Source organism: Oceanidesulfovibrio marinus (assembly GCF_013085545.1).
Classification (GTDB): Bacteria; Desulfobacterota; Desulfovibrionia; order Desulfovibrionales; family Desulfovibrionaceae; genus Oceanidesulfovibrio; species Oceanidesulfovibrio marinus.
The window spans coordinates 1,293,359-1,313,836 of sequence record NZ_CP039543.1 but is presented as its reverse complement, the minus strand read 5'-3'; the positions used below and the strand labels follow the sequence as shown (position 1 = coordinate 1,313,836).

The following is a 20,478-nucleotide window of genomic DNA, read 5'->3' as shown; positions in this document are numbered from 1 at the left end:
ATGTCCCGGGTGACGTAGATGCAAAGAATTCCATTGAGTTACGCCGCACCGGCCATGGTGCTGGCAAAGCCTGTGCAACGCGATGACGGCATGGTGCTGCTTGCCGAAGGCACCGAGCTGACCTCCTCTCTCATTACGCGGCTCCAGTCCATGAAGATCGAGCACATCGTTGTGGAGGGCAATCCAGTCGATCTGGATGGCACTCTGAGCGAGTTCAACCGCTCGCCCGAGGATCTGGACCGCCTCTTCCGGAAGCTCACCGACAACGACTTCATGATGAAGCTCAAGTCCTATCTCGACGAGTACTTCCAGGTGCGGCAGGCGGCGAACGCCTCACAGGGCGAAGACGCCGACGGCGAAAGCGGGGAGCTGCCGTCATGAACGATCTCCGCACCATCCACAAGAACAAGATTCTCCAGGTCGACGATCTGCCCACGCTGCCCGATGCGCTGGCCGAGGTCAGCCGCCTCGTGGAGGACCCCAACTCCTCCACGGAGCAGATCGCCCGGGTCATCTCCCACGACCAGGTCCTTTCGGCCAAGATTCTGAAGATGGTCAACTCCCCCATCTACGGCTTTCCGGGCCGCATCGGCTCCATCTCCCACGCCCTGGTCCTACTCGGTTTCAACGTCATCAAGGGCGTGATCATCTCCACCTCCGTGTTCGATACCATGAACACCTCAATGGCCGGACTCTGGGAGCACTCGGTTGGCTGCGCCCTGGCCAGCGCGGAGGTGGCGCGCGTCGTAGGCCTGAAGGACCCGGAGGAGTACTCTGTCTGTGGGCTGCTGCACGATCTCGGCAAGGTGGTCCTGGCTGTGCAGCTGCCGGAGCTCAAAGTGGAGATCGATGCGCACGTGGCCGATGAGGACATGACCTACCGCGAGGCCGAGCAGCTCGTTCTGGGCTTTGACCACGAGCGCATCAACGCCTGGCTGGCCGATTACTGGCACCTGCCGCCCATGATCAAGGACGGCATGAGCCGCCACCATGTGCCGTTGCGAGCGCAGCATTATCCGGCCGCCGCGTGTGTCGTGCATATAGGCGATTTCCTGGTGCGACTGTACGAGTACGGTTCCGGCGGCGACGACACCGTGCTTGCTCTGGAACCCAAGGCGCTCAAGCTGCTCAAGTTCGGCAAAAAAGAACTCGAACGCACCATGGACGCCCTTAGCGAGAAGTTCATCGATGTCGCAGCAGTCTCTTTTGCTTGAAAACTCGCCTGCCCATGGCGACCGGTGCCTCTTCACCCCGTTCGCCCGGGGCATGCTCCTCACGCGGGACAACAGCGTGGTCGAGGTTCTCTCCGGCATTGCGCCGCCGGAGCGCATGGCCTGGGAGCAGCATACCTCCACCATCAGCGCCATGGAGCACCTGTTTGCCGATCCACCTGACATTCTGGTGGTGGACGACACCCTGGAGGAGGATACTGGCGCGCGCTTCGTCAACATCATCAAGAGCGAGAACGTCTACCGCAAGCTGCCTGTGGTGCTCTGCCTGGAGCGAAACGCCCTGCAAGGCGGGCTCCTGTGGAACAAGATCGAGGCGGACGACTTCCTGCTGAAGCCGCTCGATCCCCAGGTGACGGCATCGCGCATCGCCATCACCCTGAACCGCTCCATGCGCTCCATGGACGCCAACCCCCTGAGCAACCTGCCGGGCAACACCTCCATCATTCAGAACATCCAGGATCTCGTGTCGCGCGGCCGGGAGTTCGCCCTGCTGTACTGCGATCTGGATTACTTCAAATCCTACAACGACAAGTACGGCTTCATCCGCGGTGACGAGGTTCTGATGATGACCTCGCGCGTCATCGTTAACACCGTCCGCTCCATGGGGCTCGAGTACTCCTTTGTGGGCCACGTGGGCGGCGACGACTTCGTCTGCATCGTGCCCATGGTCCGGGCCGAGGAAACCTGCCGCCGGATCATCGCCAACTTCGATCCCATCCTGCCAAACTTCTACGACATTGAAGACAGGGAGCAGGGCTGCATCGTCTCCGCCAACAGGCAGGGCGAGATGCAGCGCTTTCCGCTCATGACCATGTCCATCGCCGTGGTCATGAACCATGGGGGCAAGATCAAACACTACGGCGCCGCCGCGTATGTGGCCAGCCAACTGAAAAAGATCGCCAAAGAAAAGGACGGCAGCGTGTATGTCATCGACCAGCGCTCCACCTGAACCTGACGGCCTGCCCGAGCCAGTCGAGCGCTTCCTGAAGCATCTGGAGGCGGAGAAGGGCTTTTCCGAGCACACGCTCGCGGCGTACCGCCGTGATCTCCTCCAGTTTCATACTTTTCTCAAGGACGGCGGCCGTGGCAGTCTGGACGATCCGGCCTCCGTCACCAAGATGCACGTCCGCGGCTACCTGGCGGAGCTCCACCGCCTGCGCACGGCCAAGTCCACCATGGCGCGCAAGCTCTCGGCCCTGCGCTCCTTGTTCAAGTATCTCGCGGCCAAGAAGATCGTCCTGGCCAACCCGGCGGCGCAGGTTTCCAACCCCAAGCAGGAATCCCGCCACCCCAAAAGCCTCAACGTGGACCAGGCCTTTGCCCTGCTCAAGGACAAGGGGCCGGACAAAGGCCAAAGCCTGGCCGAGCACCAGCGCGACATCGCCCTGGCCGAGCTGCTCTACGGCTCGGGCCTGCGCATTAGCGAGGCCCTGGCCCTGGACGTGAAAGACTGCGACCCGGCATCCGGCGTGATCCGCGTGCTGGGTAAGGGGAGCAAAGTACGGCTGGCGCCGCTGTCGGCTACCTCCGTGCAGGTGCTGCAGGCGTATCTGGATATCCGCGGCGAGCTGGACCCGGTCGGCAAAGAGGATGCGCTCTTCCTCGGCGCCCGCGGCGGCAGGCTCCAACGGCGACAGGCCAACCGCATTCTGGAAAAGCTCGCGGCCCAGGCCGGGCTGCCCCAATCCATCTCTCCCCATGGCCTGCGGCACAGCTTCGCCACCCACCTGCTGGAGAACGGCGCCGACCTGCGCGGCGTGCAGGAGCTCCTGGGCCACTCCCGCCTGGCCACCACCCAGCGCTACACCCACCTGACCCTCGCCAAGGTGGTGGAAGCCTACGACAAGAGCCACCCCAAGGCGCAGGCCAATTCCAAGAAGAAGAAACAGGATTGATCAGGTCGGGTGACGCTGTCCCCCAGTACCCTCTGCCGGGGCACTGGTCCCCGGACCCCATTTATAGGCCCGGGAGCCCGAGGGCGAAGCCCTCGGCATGATCGCGTCAGGACAAATTCAATTCGAGCGGTGTAAGATTGCCAGCAGCGTCGAAGGTCATGTCCTGCGGCGTATGAACCACCTCGCAGTGGCCGGGCAGGTCTGGCAGCAGGGCCGGAGAGACGGCCACAACGTCCAGGTGCTTGGTATCCCGGATGCGGATGAGGCGCACGGTATTTGGCTGCCATGCGCCCAGCGAGCCCAGGGCGGCGTCGATCATGGCGCGGTCCGTGGGAAAATGGATGGGCACGGCGGCTTTTTCCGGGCTGATGCCGGTGAGCGCGTTGGTCACGGTCTTGCCGTAGTCCATGGCCGCCACCAGGCGATCCGTGGTGAAGTCGGCAAAGCCGATGCCCAGGGCGTTGCCCTGGGAATCCGGGTGCAGGTCGCGGATGGCGATGCGCTTGACGCGCGGCAGGGTGGGGTCCGGCTCGTCGAACTCGCTCAGGATGTCGCGGTTGCGGCCCGTGACCTTGGTGTCCATGCCGGTGCCGCTGATGTTCTTGCCGATCTCGTCGACCACGAGCAGGTCGATGTCCTGCACGGGCAGTCGCGGCATGAGCGTCTTGGAGAGGGTGAGCAGCCCAGATTCCTTGTCCTCCATGGTGGCGGGAGGGCAGGCGCACAGGGTGTGCAGTGCGCCGGCGGCGTTCTCCACCAGGGCGATGCCGGCGAGGACCGGTGCGCGCTTCAGGGCCAGGCGCGCATTGCTCAGGATGACTTCGGCCAGGCCGACGCGTACGGACTCGCGGTGCACCGTGGCCGCGCCGAGGTGCTTTGCCGCGCCCACGGCCAGCATCTTGAAGAGCCCGCTCTCCAGCCGGCCGGAGAACTTCGTGTGTGTCTTCACGCGGTTCACGAGCACGATGTGGTCGGCGGCCAGGGCGGTGGCGTCCAGATATACGGGCACGCCGTGGTGCGTTTCGCCTATCTGGCGCACTTCCATGGAGGAAACAATGGGCGCGTCGAGGTGCGCTTCGGTCAGGCCGAGATGTTCCAGGTATTCGCGTTGGCCCTGGGCCGTGGCGCCACCGTGGCTGCCCATGGCCGGGAAGATGAAGGGCTCCGCACCATGGGACTTGAAGAATGCGGCGGTGGCCGCCAACACCTCGCCCAGGGCGGCGATGCCCCGGCTGCCGGCGGTGATGGCCACGCGCTTTCCCTGTAGAGGGAGGTCGGAGGGGATGACGCGGTCGAGCTCCGCATGGGTGGCCGCTGCCGGATCGACAATGGCGGAGCGGTCGAAACGCTGGCGCACCAGGGCCAGCTGCGGCAGCTGTAGCGGTTCGGCGTCAGGATTGCGTGGCGGCGTGCAGACGCTCACTCTACGCGTCTCCGGAATCCTTCCGGGTGAGCACCTCGAAGCCGAAGGCCGGGTCCACGGCGCGCAGCATGTCCGAGCCCTCGATCTCCAGAACCACCACCTCGGCGAGCTTCCAGATATCCACACCCTGGCGGATGCAGCCGGTCGTAGCGCTCTCGCCGCGGCCCAGCGCCGCATGCATGTGCAGCTTTGGCTGGCCGTCCTCGCCCGGAAAGATGGTGCCGATGGCCGCCGCCTCGTGCACGGCCCCTATGGGGTTGACCATGGGCACGATGCGCTCGGCGTCGCCGTCCCGGGGGCCGACGACCAACCGCCCGCTGCCGATGCCGCCCACGAGGGCGCAGAGGGCGCGGGTGACGTTGTTCTCCCGTGCGAATTCCTCCAAACACGTGGGGAGCGCATCGCCGTCCTCAAGCCGGATGACGAAAACGCGTCCGATGGATCCTTGTGATGTCAGCATGAGGAGTAAGTACTCCAAAGTGCGATACAAGAAAAGACGTCAGGCGCATCGCAGCCCGCGGATGATCCGGAAAAAACGAACGGGGTTCGGATCTAACACATTATTTTGTCAGCGCTTTCCTCTGATCAGACCGACGAAGAACAACAACAGGATGGCTCCCACGGTGGCTGTGACCAGGGAGCCGATGAGCCCGGTGCTGTGCAGGCCCAGGATGCGGAAGACGAAGCCGCCCAGCACGGCGCCCACGATGCCCACGAGGATGTTGCCGAGCAGGCCGAATCCCCGTCCCTTCATGATTGTGCCGGCGAGAAACCCGGCGACCAGGCCGATGAGCAGAAACCAGATGAGTCCCATGCGTGTCCTCCGCAATTGTGCGCGGCGGTTGTGGAAAATTCCACAACATCGCCTTGTTCCGGTGCGATTCCCCATGGGGATTACAACGGAGTATAGACCATGCACGACTCTGGGCAAGCGGTTTTGCTAAAGAAATATGAAAATTGCAAAAGCGTGTTGACCGCCGAAACCGTCGTGATAAAGTGGACTCAACTGCGAAGTTCGTTCAACACGAGTCACTACTAATGCGAATCAAGGAGGCGTACCAAATGAAACGTTCGATCAGTGTCATGCTTGCCATGGTCATGGTTCTCATGATCGCCGGAATGGCGAGCGCTCAAGACATGGCTTCGGAGAAGTTCTATATTTCTCCGGAGTTCGGTGTGTATGGGACCAGCCAGAAGGATGTGAACAGCATCATAACCTACGGCGCCTCGGCTGGTTATTTTGTCCTGGACAACCTCTCCCTGGGCGTGGAGGCCAATGGCTATTATGCGGACCTGGACAACCGTGGCTACTACGACCCCCGCGGCAACTCGGCCAACGGCTTCGGCTTCAACGCCCTCGTCCGGTTCTATCTGCTCAATGAAGATCCGTTCCGGCTCTACGTAGGCACCGGCCTCGGCGGCCTCTTCATGGATGAGGACCTGACGTATGACGGGGAGAGCAGCGCGCTTACCCTGCCTGTGGATGTGGGCATGACCCTCAACTTCAACAAGAACATCGGCCTCGACGTGGGCGGCCGCTACCAGCGCATCGGCTTCACCGAAGATGGTGTGGACGCCTGGGGCGGACACGCTTCGCTGCGATTCATGTTCTAGGATCGACCCCTGGGTCGAGTCTTGAAAGGCGCCGTTTTCGGGTCTGATCCGCCTGTACATGGCGGTGATGGCTCCGGAAGCGGCGCCGTTTCGTATAGCAGGGAGTGTCAGCGCATGGCAGGCAGTTATCAGGAATGGAGCACGCTTTCCATCGAACCTGAGGCGTACCGGATTATCGAAGCGCCCCTCTGTGTGGAGAGCAACTGGTCCGGAATCGACATGGCTCCCCAGGCTATGCTGCGGGCCGGGCTGGCCAAGACGCCCGCGGGCAGGGACACTGTCTCGCTGCCGCCGGCAGACTGGCGTCCCGAGCGGTCTACAGACGGGGTACTCAATCCTCTCCAGGTGCGCGAGTACACGCTGAATCTCGCAGATACCGTGCACGAGGTCATGCGGTCCGGCAGGGTTCCCATAGTATTGGGCGGAGATTGCACCATCCTGCTCGGTTGTTTGTTGGGCATGCGCCGGACGAGGAGCGCCAGGCTGTTCTTTCTGGATGGACACATGGATTTCTATGCGCCGGAGCAGTCGCCGACCGGAGAAACGGCGGATATGGAGCTGGGCCTGGCGGTGGGCAGGGGGCCGGAGGTGCTCACGGAGTACGGCCTGGGAGGGCCGCTGGTTTCCGAGAACGATACGGCGGTATTCGGGTTCCGCGACGAGGCTATTGTGGAGGCAATCGGAGGGACGAATGTGCGCGACTCGGCCATGCACTGCGCGAGCCTCTCGGACATCCGGCTCGGCGGCTTTTCCAACGCCGTCTGCGGTGCGTTGGCCTTTTTGGGGGAATCGGATCCATTCTGGCTGCATGTGGACCTCGATGTTCTGAATCCCTGGGAAATGCCGGCCGTGGATTATCCCATGGCGGACGGATTGCGCTGGGGGGAGTTGTACGGCGTGATTCGCCGATGCGCAGCCACGGAGCGCCTTGCCGGGCTCGATGTCACCATCTTCAATCCGACATTCGACTGGGACGGGAGTGTGGCGCAGACCATAGCCCGCGTGCTGACGGCCGCTCTCGGACTACGTTGAGGTCTGTCGAGACAAGCCATTGCCCCCTGCAATGATTCTCGGTATGCTTCCAGAATGGGAGGAAAAGGAAGTATGCGTCGTTTCAGCGAACGAGAGCTCAATGTCGTGGCCGGTCATTATGAATCCATGACCCGGACCCTGGAGGCGTATCTGGACGCCTGGGAAACGGATTTGGAACACGAGAAGGCGCAGGATCTGCGTCGGCGCATCGAGGAGCTGGACTCCATGGCCAAGGGCATGGACCCGCGCCTCGTGGAGATCGTCTGGGACGAGAACAGCGAGGAGGAGTGGGACTACGCCGCGCTGGTGCGCCGTGCCGCGGCACAGCTCGACGAGGACCTGGGCCGGCTCTCCAATACGAACTTTTTGCTCACTCTGGCCCACGGTGCGAGTAACCTCGCGGCCTCGCTCTTCTTTCCGGACAAGGACAGGCTGCGTTTTTCCCTGTTCCGGCTGGGCATGCAGCCGGTGAGCGACTAGCTCGACCCGTCGGGCAACACGCTCCCGCGCCGACACAGCCCGCTGTAGCTGCACCAGTCGCAGTGCCGGTCCGGCCTGGGGGTGAGCACCCGCGCGCCGACCATGTGTTTACGCAAAAAGCCGAACAGCTCTGGCATCTGCTGCTCCACGGCGCAGCGCTGGACGCCCGCGTCCATCTTCTTTCCGAAAATCGCCTCCTCGGCGCCGCTTTTTTTCAACTCCACCAGGGCGGCGTTGCAGTCCTCGCCGGCGGCGTGGGCCAGCGGACCCTCCTGCCCGTTCTCGTCGCGTCCTGTTCTGGCAAGGTGGATGTAGGCCGGTAGCTGCACGGAGTGCAGCGCCGCGGCAAGCTCCTCCAGCGGGTCATCTTCGGAGTCAGGTGTCCAACTTTCTAGACGGAACCAGAGCTCGTCGTCGGTCCAGAGCTTCTGCGCCGGCGTCTGCACGGAGCCGGTTTTGTAGTCCAGCACGATGAATTTTCCGTCGCGCTCGTCCAGGCGATCCAGCCGGCCATGCAGGCGCAGCGTTCCGCCGGCGTCGGACAGCTCGCAGGAAAGCGCCGTCTCCAGCGCCACGAGCCGGCCTTCCGGGATGGCGCGCACATACCGCCGCAACCGCTGCCTGCCGGCCAGGATGGCCATGAGCTGCCGATCCCACGAGAGCTGCCGGAAGAAGCGGTCTTTTCGCAGCACATCCTCGTACATCTCGGCCAGGGCGTCCGCCGCGGCATCGCCGCCAGGGCCGATACGCTGGCCCACGAACGGCGCCAGGTAGTCCCGCAATACACCGTGCACCAGCGATCCGATGGTCGCTGGGTCGCCTTCCTCAGCCACTTCCTCCACCTGCCGCAGGCCGGCCAGATGCTCGTACAGAAACCGGGCCGGGCAGGCGAGGTAGGCGTCGAGCCGCGTAGGCGAGAGGGGCTGGGCCAGTAATGCCTGCATGGCCGCGTCGATTGCCGGCGTACGTTCTATGGCCAGCGGTGAGGAGGGGATGGGGGCAACTGGAAAAGAAACCGTGGACAGGGGACCGGTGCCCGGCTCGGCAATGGCGCCATCGCGCTGCTCGCGTTCCCAGAGGAGCTCTTCGGCAAAGCGGCTGCGTGTTGGCTTTTTCTCGTCGGCCCCGCCGCTGACCCCGGCCTGGTACAGTAGCACGGCGCGATTCGCACCACGCACGAGGCGGAAGAAGTGGTGGGCGGTGACCATGTCCTTGTCCAGCCCGGTGGGCAGCTTGACCAGCCGGCGCAGCGAGTCCGGGAAGAGCGGGTCCACAGCCGGCGGTCCTGGCAGTCTGTCCTCTGTGGCGTCCAGTACGTATACTGTCTCAAATTTTAGACATCTGGCCTCCAGCACGCCCAGCACCTGCAGGCCTGTGAGCGGCTCCGCCTCGAAGGGTGCGCGCTCGGCCGCAAGGGTCTGTCGCAGGATGGTGAACACGAGCTCCTGCGAGAACTCGGACTGCGACAGCCGGCTGTCGCGAAGCTGCGGAATGACCGAGTAGAAGAGCCGGTGCAGGCATTCGGCGTCCAGCGGGAAGCGCCGCCACAGGGTGCGGCCGTGGGTGATAAGCAGGTCGCAGCAGCCTTCCAGCACGTCGGCGAGCTGGGCCAGGGTGGAGACGGACTCCCAGGCGTCGATGAATCGCTGGATTACTGTGTGCATTAGCGCGGCTGCCGCGGCTGTCTGCGGCGATTCGGTATAGTCCAGCTCGCGTCCTTCTCCCTTGGCCTGGGCGGCCATGATCTCCTCGGCAGGGGGCCAGTCGGCCGGGCAGGTGTGGCGCTCGCCCAGGCGCACCATGCGTTCCACGGCGTGGAACAGGGGCCGTAGGCCGGCGGTGCTGTCGGTTTCTTCTGCGCCCTCGGGGTTGAGCATCTTGAGGTAGGGATGGCGGAAGAGGTCGATGATCTCTCGCCAGTGATAGCGGGCCTGGCCGGGCGAGCCTTCTTGCAGGCGCATGCACGTTTCCAGCAGCCGGGCCAGTCCGGTGCGCTCCAGCGGATAGCCCATGCTCACGTTCACGGCCGGGTCGGGCAGGTGGTGCAGCACCGGCATGAGCATGGAGGAGTCCGGCAGGATCACGGCTGCGCCCTCGCCGGAGCCCCCGGCGCAGAGGCGGTCGTGCAGGGCCGCGAGCTGGGAGTGCAGGTCGAATCCTTCCACGAGTTCCAGCTCCGTGTCCTCGGGGCTGGTTGCATCCGCTTCGAGCAGCACGACCTCCCGTGGCCGCCACTGCCGTATCTGTCTAGCCAGAGGACCGCACGACCAGTGGGCCGAGCCGAGACGATCGGCCAGGAGCGGGTCGCCATGCAGAATGATGCGCGCCGCGCCGGCCTCCCAGAGCATGTGGAAGATGTTCTCCGCAACGCCGGTAAAGCCGGGGAATCCGGCCACGATGAGCCGCTTGCCGGCCAGCATATCCGCTACGGCGTCCAGGTTCTCGCCCACGCGGCGGGCGTCCAGGCCAGGCGTTGTCAGCCCCTCCGTGGCCAGGGCTTCGCGGTAGGCGTGGTCGATGTCGCCGAGCTGCTCCAGCAACGCCGCGGCAAACGGCGCGACGTCCTCCTCCGGATAGGGGATGTCGGCGGGCTCCAGCCCGTGCGCGTAGAACTCCTCCATGAGTGTGGCCAGCCGCATGGCCCAGGGGAAGAACTCCTCGGAGCTGAGCCGGGCCAGCGGATCGAGTGGGCCGCCGCCTTCTTCGGCCAGCCGCCGGACAACGGCTTCCAGCAGGGCGGCGCGGTCCAGCGGCGGTACGGAAACTGCGTCCTGCTGGCTCTCGTGCGCCAGGCCGTTGCCGAGCCGCGCGATGAGCTCGCCAGCCGAGATGGTTTCCGGCAAAAAGCACGGCTTGGGCAGCCGGTCGTCATGGAGCAGGACGTCGCGCAGGTAGCGGCCGGGCCGCTTGTGCGGGAACACGATCAGGAAGCGGCTGAGGTCGCGGTCGCCGCCGGACTCCTCCAGCAGGATGTCGCGCACCGCATCCACCAGATCCGCGCGCCAGGAGACGAGGTCGAAGCGCCGCTCAACCATGGCGCACCTCCTCCACCCGCTGCAGGTCCAGGTAGACGATCTGCGCGACGAGCTTTGTTTCCGGCGGTTCCATCCTGGCCAAAAGCTTCAGATAGCGCCGCGCCTGGGTGGCGTGGTCCGGCGAGGCATGGCCGGTTTTGTACTCGAGCACGACAACTTCGCCGGGCAATGAGACGAGGAAGTCCGGTCGGTGCACGCCGCCGGTCTCGTCCAGTATCTGCGCCTCGGCGCGGCCGTTCTGCAGGTACAGGGGAAAGCGCGGCTGGGACAGGAGCCAGCGGCACATGGCGGCGATCTCCTCGGCGATTTCTTCGCGGTCCACGGCGAATGCGGCCGGGTCGTGCGGATCGGCCAGCCCGCGCAGGCCGGCGCGCAGGGCTCGTTCCACATCCTCATCAAACGGACCGTCCACATTTCTGGGCACAAGGTGCTCCAGGCAGCGGTGGACCAGCGTGCCGCGGCGGCGTTCCTCGAACCGTTCCTCCTCCAGGGCGGAGCGGTAGATCTTCAGCTCCGGCAGCCAGGACATGGGGCGGTAGGGGGCTTCGGCGTCCGGCACCGGTATGGGCGCGCATTCCAGCGGCGGCGCTTTCGGCTCGGGCTCGCGTTGCGGCATGTCCCTGCGCTGGCCGGTTTCCCAGACGTCGCCGGGGGCGAGCAGCTCGTACGGCTCCAGCATTACGCCGAGGCCGTCGAGAAGCTGCTTGTTGCCGGTGGCGCGCAGGTCCAGGGAGAAGAAGGCGTGCAGCTCCTCCACTGGCCGGGTCCAGGCCACGTACAACAGGTGCAGCTGCTCGGCCAGGGTGGCGGCCAGGCGGGACTCCCGCTCCGGTCCTGCCGCGGCCTGTTCCGTTGCCAGATAGGCCGGGGCCTCAGCCGGGTCCGCGTCCGGCGGTTGCCAGAGGGTCAGGCCGCCGCGCGACATGGCGCTGAAGTCGTGGAATGGGACAACGACCACGGGATACTCCAGGCCCTTGGATTTGTGGATCGTGGTCACGTGCACCGCGTCCATGGACTCGGGCAGGGGGGCCTTTTCCTCCAGGCCCTGGCTGCGCCAGTGCTCCAGGAAGGTGGAGATGGAGTGGCGGCCCTGCTCGTCCGCGGCGTGGGCGATCTCCAGAAAGCGCCGCAAAAAGAGCTCGTCCTGGGGCAGCTTTTCCAGCAGGCCGAAGCGGGCCACTGCTTCGCGCAGGATGTCGTACGGGCTCATCAGCCCCGCCTGGGAAAGAAACGGCTGGAAGTATGCGGCGTGGATATGGGGGAAGTCGCGGGCGAATGCGCGATGGAGCGGTTCGCCGCGGTTGCCGGGCCGGCGTTTGGCCGCGATCCAAGAGTGGAGCGCTGTCGCGTCCTCATGATTTTCCCAGAGCCACTCGGCCGTGGCCACCTCCCAAAAGGCGAGGTCGTCGAGGGGGTAGTCTATGAACGCGAGGAACGACGCGAGTTGGCGAATGACCGGGTGCTCGGCGATGCGCAGGCTGGACTCCGTGACCACGGGCAGTCCCCACTCGATGCACCACGAGGCCACGATGCGGGCCTGCTCGTTCTTGCGCACCAGCACGGCGACCTCGCCGGGCCGGCGCACGGGCAGGAACTCGTTGAAGAGCAGGTCGTGGAGCCGCTCCTTTACCGCTTCCTGATACTCGGCGACCTTTGCGCCAGGCAGACGGTAGAGCCGCACCAGGCCGTGCGATTCGGCGCGCGAGTCGGGAATTTGTTGCGCCGCGTCGTGGAAGGTGCGAGCCACGCCGGCCGCGAACTCCTCGCGCAGGGGCTCGTCCGCCTTGGGCAGCATGGCCTCGGCAACGCGTTTTGCCGTGTCCGGCTGGCCCAGGCGGGTGAAGAACTCGTTGTTGAACCGCACCACGTCGGCCGAGCTGCGCCAGTTGCACGGCAGGGGATCGTAGCGGACCTCGCCGGCAAAGGGCGCGATCTGCGGATCGTGCACGACCTCGTCGAAGAGCCGCGCATCCCCGCCGCGCCAGCCGTAGATGGCCTGCTTGACGTCGCCTACGTAGAGAAACTCGCCGCCCGTGGACAAGGACTCGGAAACCAGCGGGGCCAGGGCAGCCCACTGCGCGCGGCTGGTGTCCTGGAACTCATCGATGAGCAGGTGGCGCAGCCGCAGCCCGAGACGGCAGTACGCCTCGGCAATGCCGCCTGTCTCCTCCAGCAGGGCGCGAACCAGGGCCGGACCGCGGTCGGCCAGGAGCAAACCGCGCTGGCGCTGGACCTCGTCCAGGGAGCGGACGATCTCCTCGGCCAGCATGGCCAGCGGCGCGTGGGCCATGCAGCTCAGAATCGCGGTCATGCAGTCGCGCAGTCGCTGGTTGCGCAGGGCGATCTCGGCGTATACCGCCTCGGTCTCTGGCGTGGCCTTGCCCTTGGACGCCTTGTTCAGCACCTCATCCAGGCAGGATTTTTCCAGATACGCCGTGGTCTTGGGTTCTTCCGGTAGCTCGATGCTCCGCTGGTGGTCGAGAAACTTGAGAAAGTTACTGTGGCATTTCAGCCCCAGCTCCTCGATGGCGTCGGCCAACTGTCCGCAGGCATCCACATAGGCGGCGTGCTCGCGTTCCAGGAATGCCTGCAGCGCCTGGGTGTCCACGGCAAAGGGCTCGGACTCCCCGGCGCGGAAGCCGAACACGCCCAGCAGGCGGTCCTGGAGCTTGGCGCTGGGCATGAAGCCGCCGGGGTCGTCGTAGCTGAGCACGCCGCGGCACGCTGCGGCGATGAGCTCCTCGGCACCTGGGTCGCCGTTCTGGGCGCGGGTGACGATAGCGTCGTAGAGCGGCTCGAAGAGCTCGGCCGGGTCGAAGACGGGTTCGAATCCTGGTGGCAGGCCCAGCTCCAGGGCCGAGAGCCGCAGCAGGGTGAAAAGCAGGCTGTCGATGGTGCGGATGTTGAGCAGGCCCAGCTCGCGGAGGATGACGGCGAGGCGGTCCGCGGCGGCCTGGGGACTGAACTGCGCGGCCGGGTGGTGGCTCGCGCGGCTTTTTTCCAGGTCCAGGGCGCGTTCCTTCAGCGAGCTGAGGACGCGGTGCTTCATCTCCTGGGCCGCGGCGTGGGTAAAGGTGGCGGCCACGATCTCGCTCCAGCCGTAGCCGGCTGTGGCGCCGCCGCAGGAAGCCGGGGCGTGGGCGCTGCTGGCGCGCTCCAGCAATTGGAGGAACTGGGCCGTGAGGGCGTAGGTCTTGCCGCTGCCTGCGGATGCCTTGCGTATGGAAAACATTGGCGTTTCTCGGGGTGCTCCGGTTTTGGCGGTGATACCACAGCCGGAATTCGTGCACCAGGACCGTGGGAGGCCGGAGCTGGCGGGATGCGGCGGTGGACTGCGCGCAATGAGCGTTCACGGCGGACTGCCGACGCAAAAAAAGCGCTCCCTCCGCATGAAAAGAGCGCTTCTTGATGCGTGCTGTGGGCGGCTAGTCTTCGGGCGTGGGGCAGTAGGTGCCCGGGCCGAAGATGCCGGGGATGGGGTTCTGGCCTGTGGATTCCATGACGGCGCGCCAGTAATCCGAGTTGATGTTCAGCTTGCGGCGGTCCTTGGTGACCAGCGGAAGCGGCAGGTACACGTAGCGGTCCTGCAGTTTGGAGATGACCATGCCTGTCTTGCCGGCCATGGCTGCGTGGACCGCGTGCTGGCCCAGGAAGCCGCAGTAGACGCGGTCGTTGGCGTTGGCCGGCACCGAGCGGATGATGTAGCTCGGGTCGATGAACTTCAGCGTGATGGGTATGTTCTTGCCCGCGAAGTGCTTCTTAATGCGGCTGATGAGCAGGGAGGAGATGTCGCCCAGCACCGGGTTGCCCGAAGCGTCCGTATCGCCGCTGATTTCGAGAAGATGCTGGCCAGCGCCTTCGGCCACGACGATGACCGCGTGCTTGCGCGCTGCAAGACGGGCTTCCAGCTCGTTGAGTATGCCGTCCTTGCCGTCCAGTTCAAAGGGGGTCTCGGGCACGAGCACGAAGTTGACCTCTTTGAGGGCCAGGGTGGCCTGGGCGGCGATAAAGCCAGACTCGCGGCCCATCAGCTTGACCATGCCGATGCCGTTGACGGCGCAGATGGCTTCGGTATGCGCGCATTGGATAGCCTCGGTGGCCTTTTCCACGGCCGTGTCGAAGCCGAATGACTTGGTGATGAAGTTGATGTCGTTGTCAATGGTCTTGGGGATGCCGATAATGGCGATCTTGAGCTTGCGCGAGGCAATCTCGTCGGCGATTTTCCCGGCCGCACGCATGGTGCCGTCGCCGCCGATAAGGAAGAGGCAATTGACGTTCATGCGCTCCAGGGCGTCCACGATGTCCTCGGCAGGCTGGGGGCCGCGGGAGGAGCCGAGGATGGTGCCGCCGAACTGGTGGCTGCTGGCCACGTGCTGCGGCGTGAGCTCCACGACATCGTGGCCGTAGCTGGGAATGAAGCCCTCCAGGCCAAAGCGGATGCCCAACACGGAGGCGACGTTGTAGCTGTGATGCGCCTCCATAACGATGGCGCGGATGACGTCATTGACACCCGGGCAGAGGCCGCCGCATGTGACGATGGCGCACTTGGTCTTGGTTGGGTCGAAGTACAGGTGATGGCGTGGGCCGGCGAGCTCGAAGTCTTGATATAACGGCTCGTCGCCCAAGTCGCGCACCTGCTCTTCAGTCACCTGGATGAGAACCTTGGCGTCGTCGTCGGTGAAGTGGCAGACGGAGAGCTTCGAAGGGATCTTGGCCTTACCGAGTGTGGCGACCCCGGTTTCCACGTCCAGAGCGCGTTTTACACGGCTATTGCTCATGCTCAAATCCTTTCGAGTTGGAGAGTTCGCAGAAGAGAGACAGTCTGGAGTCTCAACGAAGATTCATAGCATACCACACCCTGCAATGCCAGGATACGGAACGTGGCATTTTGGTGCCGGATTGATTTCAGGGCGGGATGACGACGAAGTAGCCGGCACATTGCATAAAAAAAACCGGGAGCCGCAAAGCGCGGCCCCCGGTGTGTATGATGGCTTGGGATCAGGCGTGTGCCCGGCTATGCGGACTCTTCCTCGGCCGATTCCTCGGGATTTTCTTCCTCTGTCTCTTCCTCGTCTTCATCCTTCATGTGCCGCTTTTCGCGCCGGCCGAACAACTGGGCGACGTAGATCGAAATCTCGTAGAGGAGCATGAGCGGTCCAGCCATGAGGAGCTGCGAAACCACATCCGGCGGAGTGAGGACCGCCGAAATGACGAAGCAGCCCAGGAATGCGAACTTGCGGGACTTGCGCAGCATGGTGGAGGTGACCAGACCGAGCCGCGCCAGGAAGAAGATGACGAGCGGGAGCTCGAAGATAACGCCGAAGGCGAAGAGCAGCTTGAGCGAAAAGCCAAGGTACTCGTTGAGCTTGGGGAATGGCTTGATGAACTCCGTGGTGAATCCCATGAAGAACTTGAAAGCAAAGGGGAACACGACGAAGTAGCCGAAGCTTGCGCCCACCACGAAGAAGAGCGCCGAGCAAAAGCCGATGGGAATGAGGTACTTACGCTCTTCCTTGTAAAGCCCGGGCGAGATGAACAACCAGAGCTGGTAGAAGATGTAGGGGCTCGTGAGGAAGAAGCCCGCCACCAGAGCAACCTTGATGTACGTGAAGAACGCCTCGGGCAGCGCCGTGAAGATGAGGTGCGAGCCCGGAGGGAAGACCGTGACCAGCGGCCGCATGAGGATGTCGAAGAGATCCTTGGAGAAGCCGTAGCACGCCAGGAAACCAACCACCAGGGCGATGAAGCAACGCGTCAGGCGCTGGCGGAGCTCCTGCAGATGCTCGGTGAAGGACATGGAGCCTTCTTCACCGTCTTCTTCGTCTTCATCCTCGTCCTCACCCTCGTCTCCGTCGTCGTCGAAGTCCCCGGCCATGTCCGCGGGCACGGGAGGTTCGCCGCCGCCGTCTCCGGAACCGTCTCCGGAGACATCAGGAGAGCCGGTCGAGGGATCGTTGGCCGCGTCTTCGTGCAGCGCAGCGACCTCGGGGTCCTCGACGCCGTCGTCGGAAGCGGCTTCCTTGTCCTCATGCCCCAGAGCCGAGGGATCGTCGGAGAGCTCGGCCTGTACCGGCGTCTCGCCGGATTCAGCGTCCGAATCAGGCGTGTCGGCGGAAGGCTCTTCAGCCTGCGTTTCCTCCGTCACGCCTTCCTGCTCTGCCGATGCGTCCTCGTCGAGGGGCTTCTTGGTTTCGTCGCTCACGCCTTGGACTCCTGCTCGGAGGCAACGGAGCTCTCGGTGTTCTGCGCTGTCTCGCCGGCGTTGGAGGCGGCCACGTCGATGACCTGGCCTTCTTCAGGCTTGGTCGCCTCGGCGGTCTCGGGCTCGTAAGGATCCTTGAACGGCTCGGAGCGGTTGGCCTTGTCCGCGGAGGCAAGGGCCTTCTTGGAAGCCTCCTCGGCTTCACGTCTGGCCTGGGCGGCCTCCTCGGACTCGCCCTTGTGCTTGGACTGCGCCGCCTTGGCCTTCTCCGCCTGCTTGACCTTATCGTCTTCTTTGCGCTTCTGCTCGCGCTCCTCACGCTCCATCTCAACGTTGATGGTGCGCTGCAAGTCGGTCGAAACCTTCTTGAACTCGGCCACGCCCTTGCCCAGGGCGCGCGCGATCTGCGGAAGCTTCTTGGGGCCCAGAATGATGAGCGCCACGGCGAGAATAACCAGTAATTCTGTGGAACCGATGCCGAACATGGTGAATCTCCGGGAGGTTTACTCCCACTCGATGGTGGAGGGCGGCTTGGACGAGATGTCGTAAACCACTCGGTTGACGCCCTTCACCTCGTTGATGACGCGGCTGGAGATGCGCGCCAGCACGTCAGCCGGGAGGCGTGTCCAGTCAGCAGTCATGGCGTCCACGCTGTCCACGACGCGCAGCGCGATGACGTGTTCGTATGTGCGGTCGTCGCCCATCACGCCGACTGTTTTCAGGGGCAGCAGCACGGCGAAGCCCTGCCAGACTTTGCGATACCAATCCGAGGCGTGGAGCTCGTCCTGGACGATGCTGTCCGCCTGGCGGAGGATTTCGAGCCGCTCCGGCGTGATCTTGCCCAGGATGCGGATGGCAAGGCCCGGACCGGGGAAGGGGTGGCGCCAGATGACGAAGTCGGGCAGGCCGAGCTCCATGGCCACCTTACGCACCTCGTCCTTGAAGAGCTCGCGCAGGGGCTCCACCAGGTCGAGCTCCATGATGTCGGGCAGGCCGCCCACATTGTGATGGCTCTTGATGACCGCGGAAGGGCCCTTGAAGGAGACGGACTCGATGACGTCCGGGTAGAGCGTGCCCTGGGCCAGGTAGCTCACGTCCTTGATGGCCTTGGCTTCGCGCTCGAAGACCTCAATGAAGGTGCGGCCGATGATCTTGCGCTTCTCTTCCGGATCGTCCACGCCCGTCAGCTTGGAGAGGAAATCCTCCTGGGCCTCGACGTAGTGGAGCTGGAGCTGGAAGTGCTCGTCCAGGTAGCCGACAACCTCGGTGCCCTCGCCGGCGCGCAGCAGGCCGTTGTCCACGAAGATGCAATGCAGGTTGTCGCCGATGGCCTTGGAGAGCAGCACGGCCACCACGGTGGAGTCGATGCCGCCGGAGAGGCCGCAGACGACCTTCCTGTCGCCGATCTTCTCGCGCATCTCCTCGATGACCCGGTCGGCAAAGGAGGACATGGACCAGTCGCCCTTGAGGCCGGCGATCTTGAAGAGGAAGTTGCGCAGCATCCGCGCGCCATCCTCGGTGTGGTGGACCTCCGGATGGAACTGCACGGCGTAGAAGCGGCGCTTCTGGTCGGCTATGGCCGCCACGTCCACATTCTTGGTGCGGCCGATGACGGAGAAGCCGGGCGGCGGCGCCAGGACCTTGTCGCCGTGCGACATCCAGATCTTGTGCGTGTCCGCGTCGGACAGACCGGCCCACAGGGGGCAGTCTTCCATCAGAGTGAGGTCTGCGCGGCCGTACTCGCGGTCGCTGCTCCGGGCCAGCTTGCCGCCAAGCTCGTTGGCAATGAGCTGCATGCCGTAACAGATGCCGAGCACGGGCACGCCGAGCTCCAGGATGCCGGGATCGAGCTGGGGAGCGCCTTCGTCGGAAACCGAGGAGGGGCCGCCGGAGAGGATCACGGCAGAGGGCTGCATGGCCTTGAGCTCGTCGAGCGGGATGGTGCAGGGCTGGATCTCGGAGTAGACCCCGGCCTCGCGCACGCGGCGCGCAATGAGCTGGGTCACCTGCGACCCGTAATCGATGATGATGACTTTTTCCTGAACGTCCATTTCCGCTCCGCTAGAAGTTCTCGACCCGGTAGTTGGGCGCTTCCTTGGTGATGATGACGTCGTGGACGTGGCTTTCGCGCAGGCCAGCGGGGGAGATCTCCACGAACTTGGCGTCTTCCTGCAGGGACTGGATGGTGGGGCAGCCGGTGTAGCCCATGCCGGAGCGCAGTCCGCCCACGAGCTGATACAGGGAGTCGGTGACCGGTCCCTTGTAGGGCACGCGGCCCACGATGCCCTCGGGCACGAGCTTGCCGCCGCCTTCCTCCACCTTTTCCTGGAAGTAGCGGTCTTTGGAGCCGTCCTTCATGGCGTCGATGGAGCCCATGCCGCGGTAGATCTTGTAGCGGCGGCCCTGGTAGAGGATGGTCTCGCCCGGGCTCTCGTCCGTGCCGGCAAAGAGGGAGCCGATCATCACACAGTCCGCGCCGGCCGCGATGGCCTTGACCACGTCGCCGGAGAACTTGATGCCGCCGTCGGCGATGATGTGCTTGTCCATCTCGCGTGCGGCGCGTGTGGCTTCCATGATCGCGGTGACCTGCGGCACGCCCACGCCGGCCACGATGCGTGTGGTGCAGATGGAGCCGGGGCCGATGCCCACCTTGACCGTGTCCGCGCCGGCCTTGAGGATGGCGCGTGCGCCTTCATAGGTGCCCACGTTGCCGGCAACGAGCTGGCAGTTGGGGAAGGCGGAGCGCACGGACTCGATGGCGCGCAGAATGTTTTTGGAGTGGCCGTGGGCCGAGTCCACCACGATGAAGTCGACGCCGGCCTTGAGCAGCGCGTCGGCCCGGGCTTCGCCCTCGGGTCCCACGCCGATGGCCGCGCCCACGCGCAGGCGGCCCTGGGCGTCCTTGCAGGAGTGTGGGTACTTCTTGATCTTCTCGATGTCCTTGATGGTGATGAGGCCGGTGAGCTTGCCGCCTTCATCCACCACCAGGAGCTTCTCGATGCGGTTTTCGTGCAGGTGCGCCTTGGCTTGCTCCAGGGTGGTGCCCACGGGCACGGTGACCAGCTTGTCAGCGGTCATCACGTCGGCCACCTTGAGGTCCATGTCGGAGACGAAGCGCACGTCGCGGTTGGTGAGAATGCCCACGAGCTGACCGCCCTTGACCACGGGCAGGCCCGAGATGCGATACTCGGACATGATCTGCAGCGCCTGGCCCACGGTGAATTCGGGCTCGATGGTCACGGGGTCAACGATCATCCCGGACTCGGACTTCTTGACCTTCTCGACCTCGATGCGCTGCTGGTCGACGGACATGTTCTTGTGGATTACGCCGACACCGCCCGCGCGGGAGAGAGAGATGGCCAGCTTGGACTCCGTAACGGTGTCCATGGCGGCGGAGAGCAGCGGCACAGTCAGGGCGATTTCGTGAGTGAGCCGGGTGGAGACGTCCACGGTGTCCGGAAGGACCTCCGAGTACGCGGGTTGGAGCAGCACGTCGTCGAATGTGTAGCCTTTGCCGAGAACCTTTTCCATGAGTCGTGTTCCTTGTAAGCGCCTTTCTTCCGGG

17 protein-coding genes are annotated in these 20,478 nt (G+C 64.4%); 7 read left to right on the top strand and 10 right to left on the bottom strand.

Annotated features, from left to right (window positions below):
• Window positions 1-18 precede the first annotated feature (18 nt).
• Genes E8L03_RS05850 through E8L03_RS05835 form a run of 4 tightly spaced genes read left to right on the top strand, consistent with a single transcriptional unit; the run spans window position 19 to window position 3,127 of the window.
• Entirely contained in the window at window positions 19-381 is a 363-nt protein-coding gene (locus E8L03_RS05850) for a hypothetical protein (RefSeq protein WP_171266819.1), read from the top strand.
• Window positions 378-1,214: an HDOD domain-containing protein gene (locus tag E8L03_RS05845; protein WP_144305788.1), complete on the top strand. Its 837-nt coding sequence runs from the start codon at window positions 378-380 to the stop codon at window positions 1,212-1,214. The genes E8L03_RS05850 and E8L03_RS05845 overlap by 4 nt, the downstream gene beginning before the upstream one ends.
• Window positions 1,189-2,181, top strand: a complete 993-nt coding sequence (locus E8L03_RS05840; protein ID WP_235896639.1) for a GGDEF domain-containing protein — start codon at window positions 1,189-1,191, stop codon at window positions 2,179-2,181. The genes E8L03_RS05845 and E8L03_RS05840 overlap by 26 nt, the downstream gene beginning before the upstream one ends.
• Window positions 2,156-3,127 (top strand): tyrosine recombinase XerC, encoded by a 972-nt coding sequence (locus tag E8L03_RS05835; RefSeq protein ID WP_171266818.1) that lies wholly within the window; start codon window positions 2,156-2,158, stop codon window positions 3,125-3,127. Before E8L03_RS05840 ends, E8L03_RS05835 begins: the two co-directional genes overlap by 26 nt.
• Window positions 3,128-3,233: 106 nt before the next feature.
• Here the strand turns inward: E8L03_RS05835 and E8L03_RS05830 are convergent, their stop codons facing one another.
• From E8L03_RS05830 to E8L03_RS05820, 3 genes are all read right to left on the bottom strand, one after another.
• Window positions 3,234-4,550 (bottom strand): nickel pincer cofactor-dependent isomerase, group 22, encoded by a 1,317-nt coding sequence (locus E8L03_RS05830; RefSeq protein WP_171266817.1) that lies wholly within the window; start codon window positions 4,548-4,550, stop codon window positions 3,234-3,236.
• 1 nt (window position 4,551) lies between these two features.
• Window positions 4,552-5,010: a PPC domain-containing DNA-binding protein gene (locus E8L03_RS05825; protein ID WP_144305791.1), complete on the bottom strand. Its 459-nt coding sequence runs from the start codon at window positions 5,008-5,010 to the stop codon at window positions 4,552-4,554.
• 108 nt (window positions 5,011-5,118) lie between these two features.
• A complete protein-coding gene (locus E8L03_RS05820; RefSeq protein WP_171266816.1) occupies window positions 5,119-5,364 on the bottom strand; it encodes a GlsB/YeaQ/YmgE family stress response membrane protein in 246 nt (81 codons plus the stop codon).
• Window positions 5,365-5,612: 248 nt separating this feature from the next.
• Here E8L03_RS05820 and E8L03_RS05815 point away from each other — a divergent pair, with 248 nt between their 5' ends.
• From E8L03_RS05815 to E8L03_RS05805, 3 genes are all read left to right on the top strand, one after another.
• Window positions 5,613-6,164: an outer membrane beta-barrel protein gene (locus tag E8L03_RS05815; RefSeq protein WP_144305793.1), complete on the top strand. Its 552-nt coding sequence runs from the start codon at window positions 5,613-5,615 to the stop codon at window positions 6,162-6,164.
• A 114-nt stretch (window positions 6,165-6,278) separates the two neighbouring features.
• A complete protein-coding gene (locus E8L03_RS05810; protein ID WP_171266815.1) occupies window positions 6,279-7,196 on the top strand; it encodes an arginase family protein in 918 nt (305 codons plus the stop codon).
• A gap of 72 nt (window positions 7,197-7,268) precedes the next feature.
• Window positions 7,269-7,676, top strand: coding sequence for a hypothetical protein (locus E8L03_RS05805; protein ID WP_171266814.1), 408 nt, complete (start codon window positions 7,269-7,271; stop codon window positions 7,674-7,676).
• Here E8L03_RS05805 and E8L03_RS05800 read toward each other — a convergent pair.
• The 7 genes from E8L03_RS05800 to guaB form a co-directional block, all read right to left on the bottom strand.
• Entirely contained in the window at window positions 7,673-10,711 is a 3,039-nt protein-coding gene (locus E8L03_RS05800) for a PD-(D/E)XK nuclease family protein (protein WP_171266813.1), read from the bottom strand. The two genes, E8L03_RS05805 and E8L03_RS05800, sit on opposite strands and share 4 nt — an antisense overlap.
• Window positions 10,704-13,943 (bottom strand): UvrD-helicase domain-containing protein, encoded by a 3,240-nt coding sequence (locus E8L03_RS05795; protein ID WP_171266812.1) that lies wholly within the window; start codon window positions 13,941-13,943, stop codon window positions 10,704-10,706. The genes E8L03_RS05800 and E8L03_RS05795 overlap by 8 nt, the downstream gene beginning before the upstream one ends.
• 193 nt (window positions 13,944-14,136) lie before the next feature.
• Window positions 14,137-15,489, bottom strand: a complete 1,353-nt coding sequence (locus E8L03_RS05790; RefSeq protein WP_144305798.1) for an ATP-dependent 6-phosphofructokinase — start codon at window positions 15,487-15,489, stop codon at window positions 14,137-14,139.
• Between the two features lie 236 nt (window positions 15,490-15,725).
• A complete protein-coding gene (tatC, locus tag E8L03_RS05785; protein WP_171268437.1) occupies window positions 15,726-16,508 on the bottom strand; it encodes a twin-arginine translocase subunit TatC in 783 nt (260 codons plus the stop codon).
• 401 nt (window positions 16,509-16,909) lie between these two features.
• The gene (gene tatB, locus E8L03_RS05780) at window positions 16,910-17,398 is read right to left on the bottom strand and encodes a Sec-independent protein translocase protein TatB (RefSeq protein WP_144305799.1); all 489 of its coding nucleotides are present in this window, start codon (window positions 17,396-17,398) and stop codon (window positions 16,910-16,912) included.
• An 18-nt stretch (window positions 17,399-17,416) separates the two neighbouring features.
• A complete protein-coding gene (guaA, locus tag E8L03_RS05775; RefSeq protein WP_144305800.1) occupies window positions 17,417-18,964 on the bottom strand; it encodes a glutamine-hydrolyzing GMP synthase in 1,548 nt (515 codons plus the stop codon).
• A 10-nt stretch (window positions 18,965-18,974) separates the two neighbouring features.
• Complete coding sequence (guaB, locus tag E8L03_RS05770; protein WP_144305801.1) at window positions 18,975-20,444, bottom strand: IMP dehydrogenase; 1,470 nt, start codon at window positions 20,442-20,444, stop codon at window positions 18,975-18,977.
• Between the last annotated feature and the right edge of the window lie 34 nt (window positions 20,445-20,478).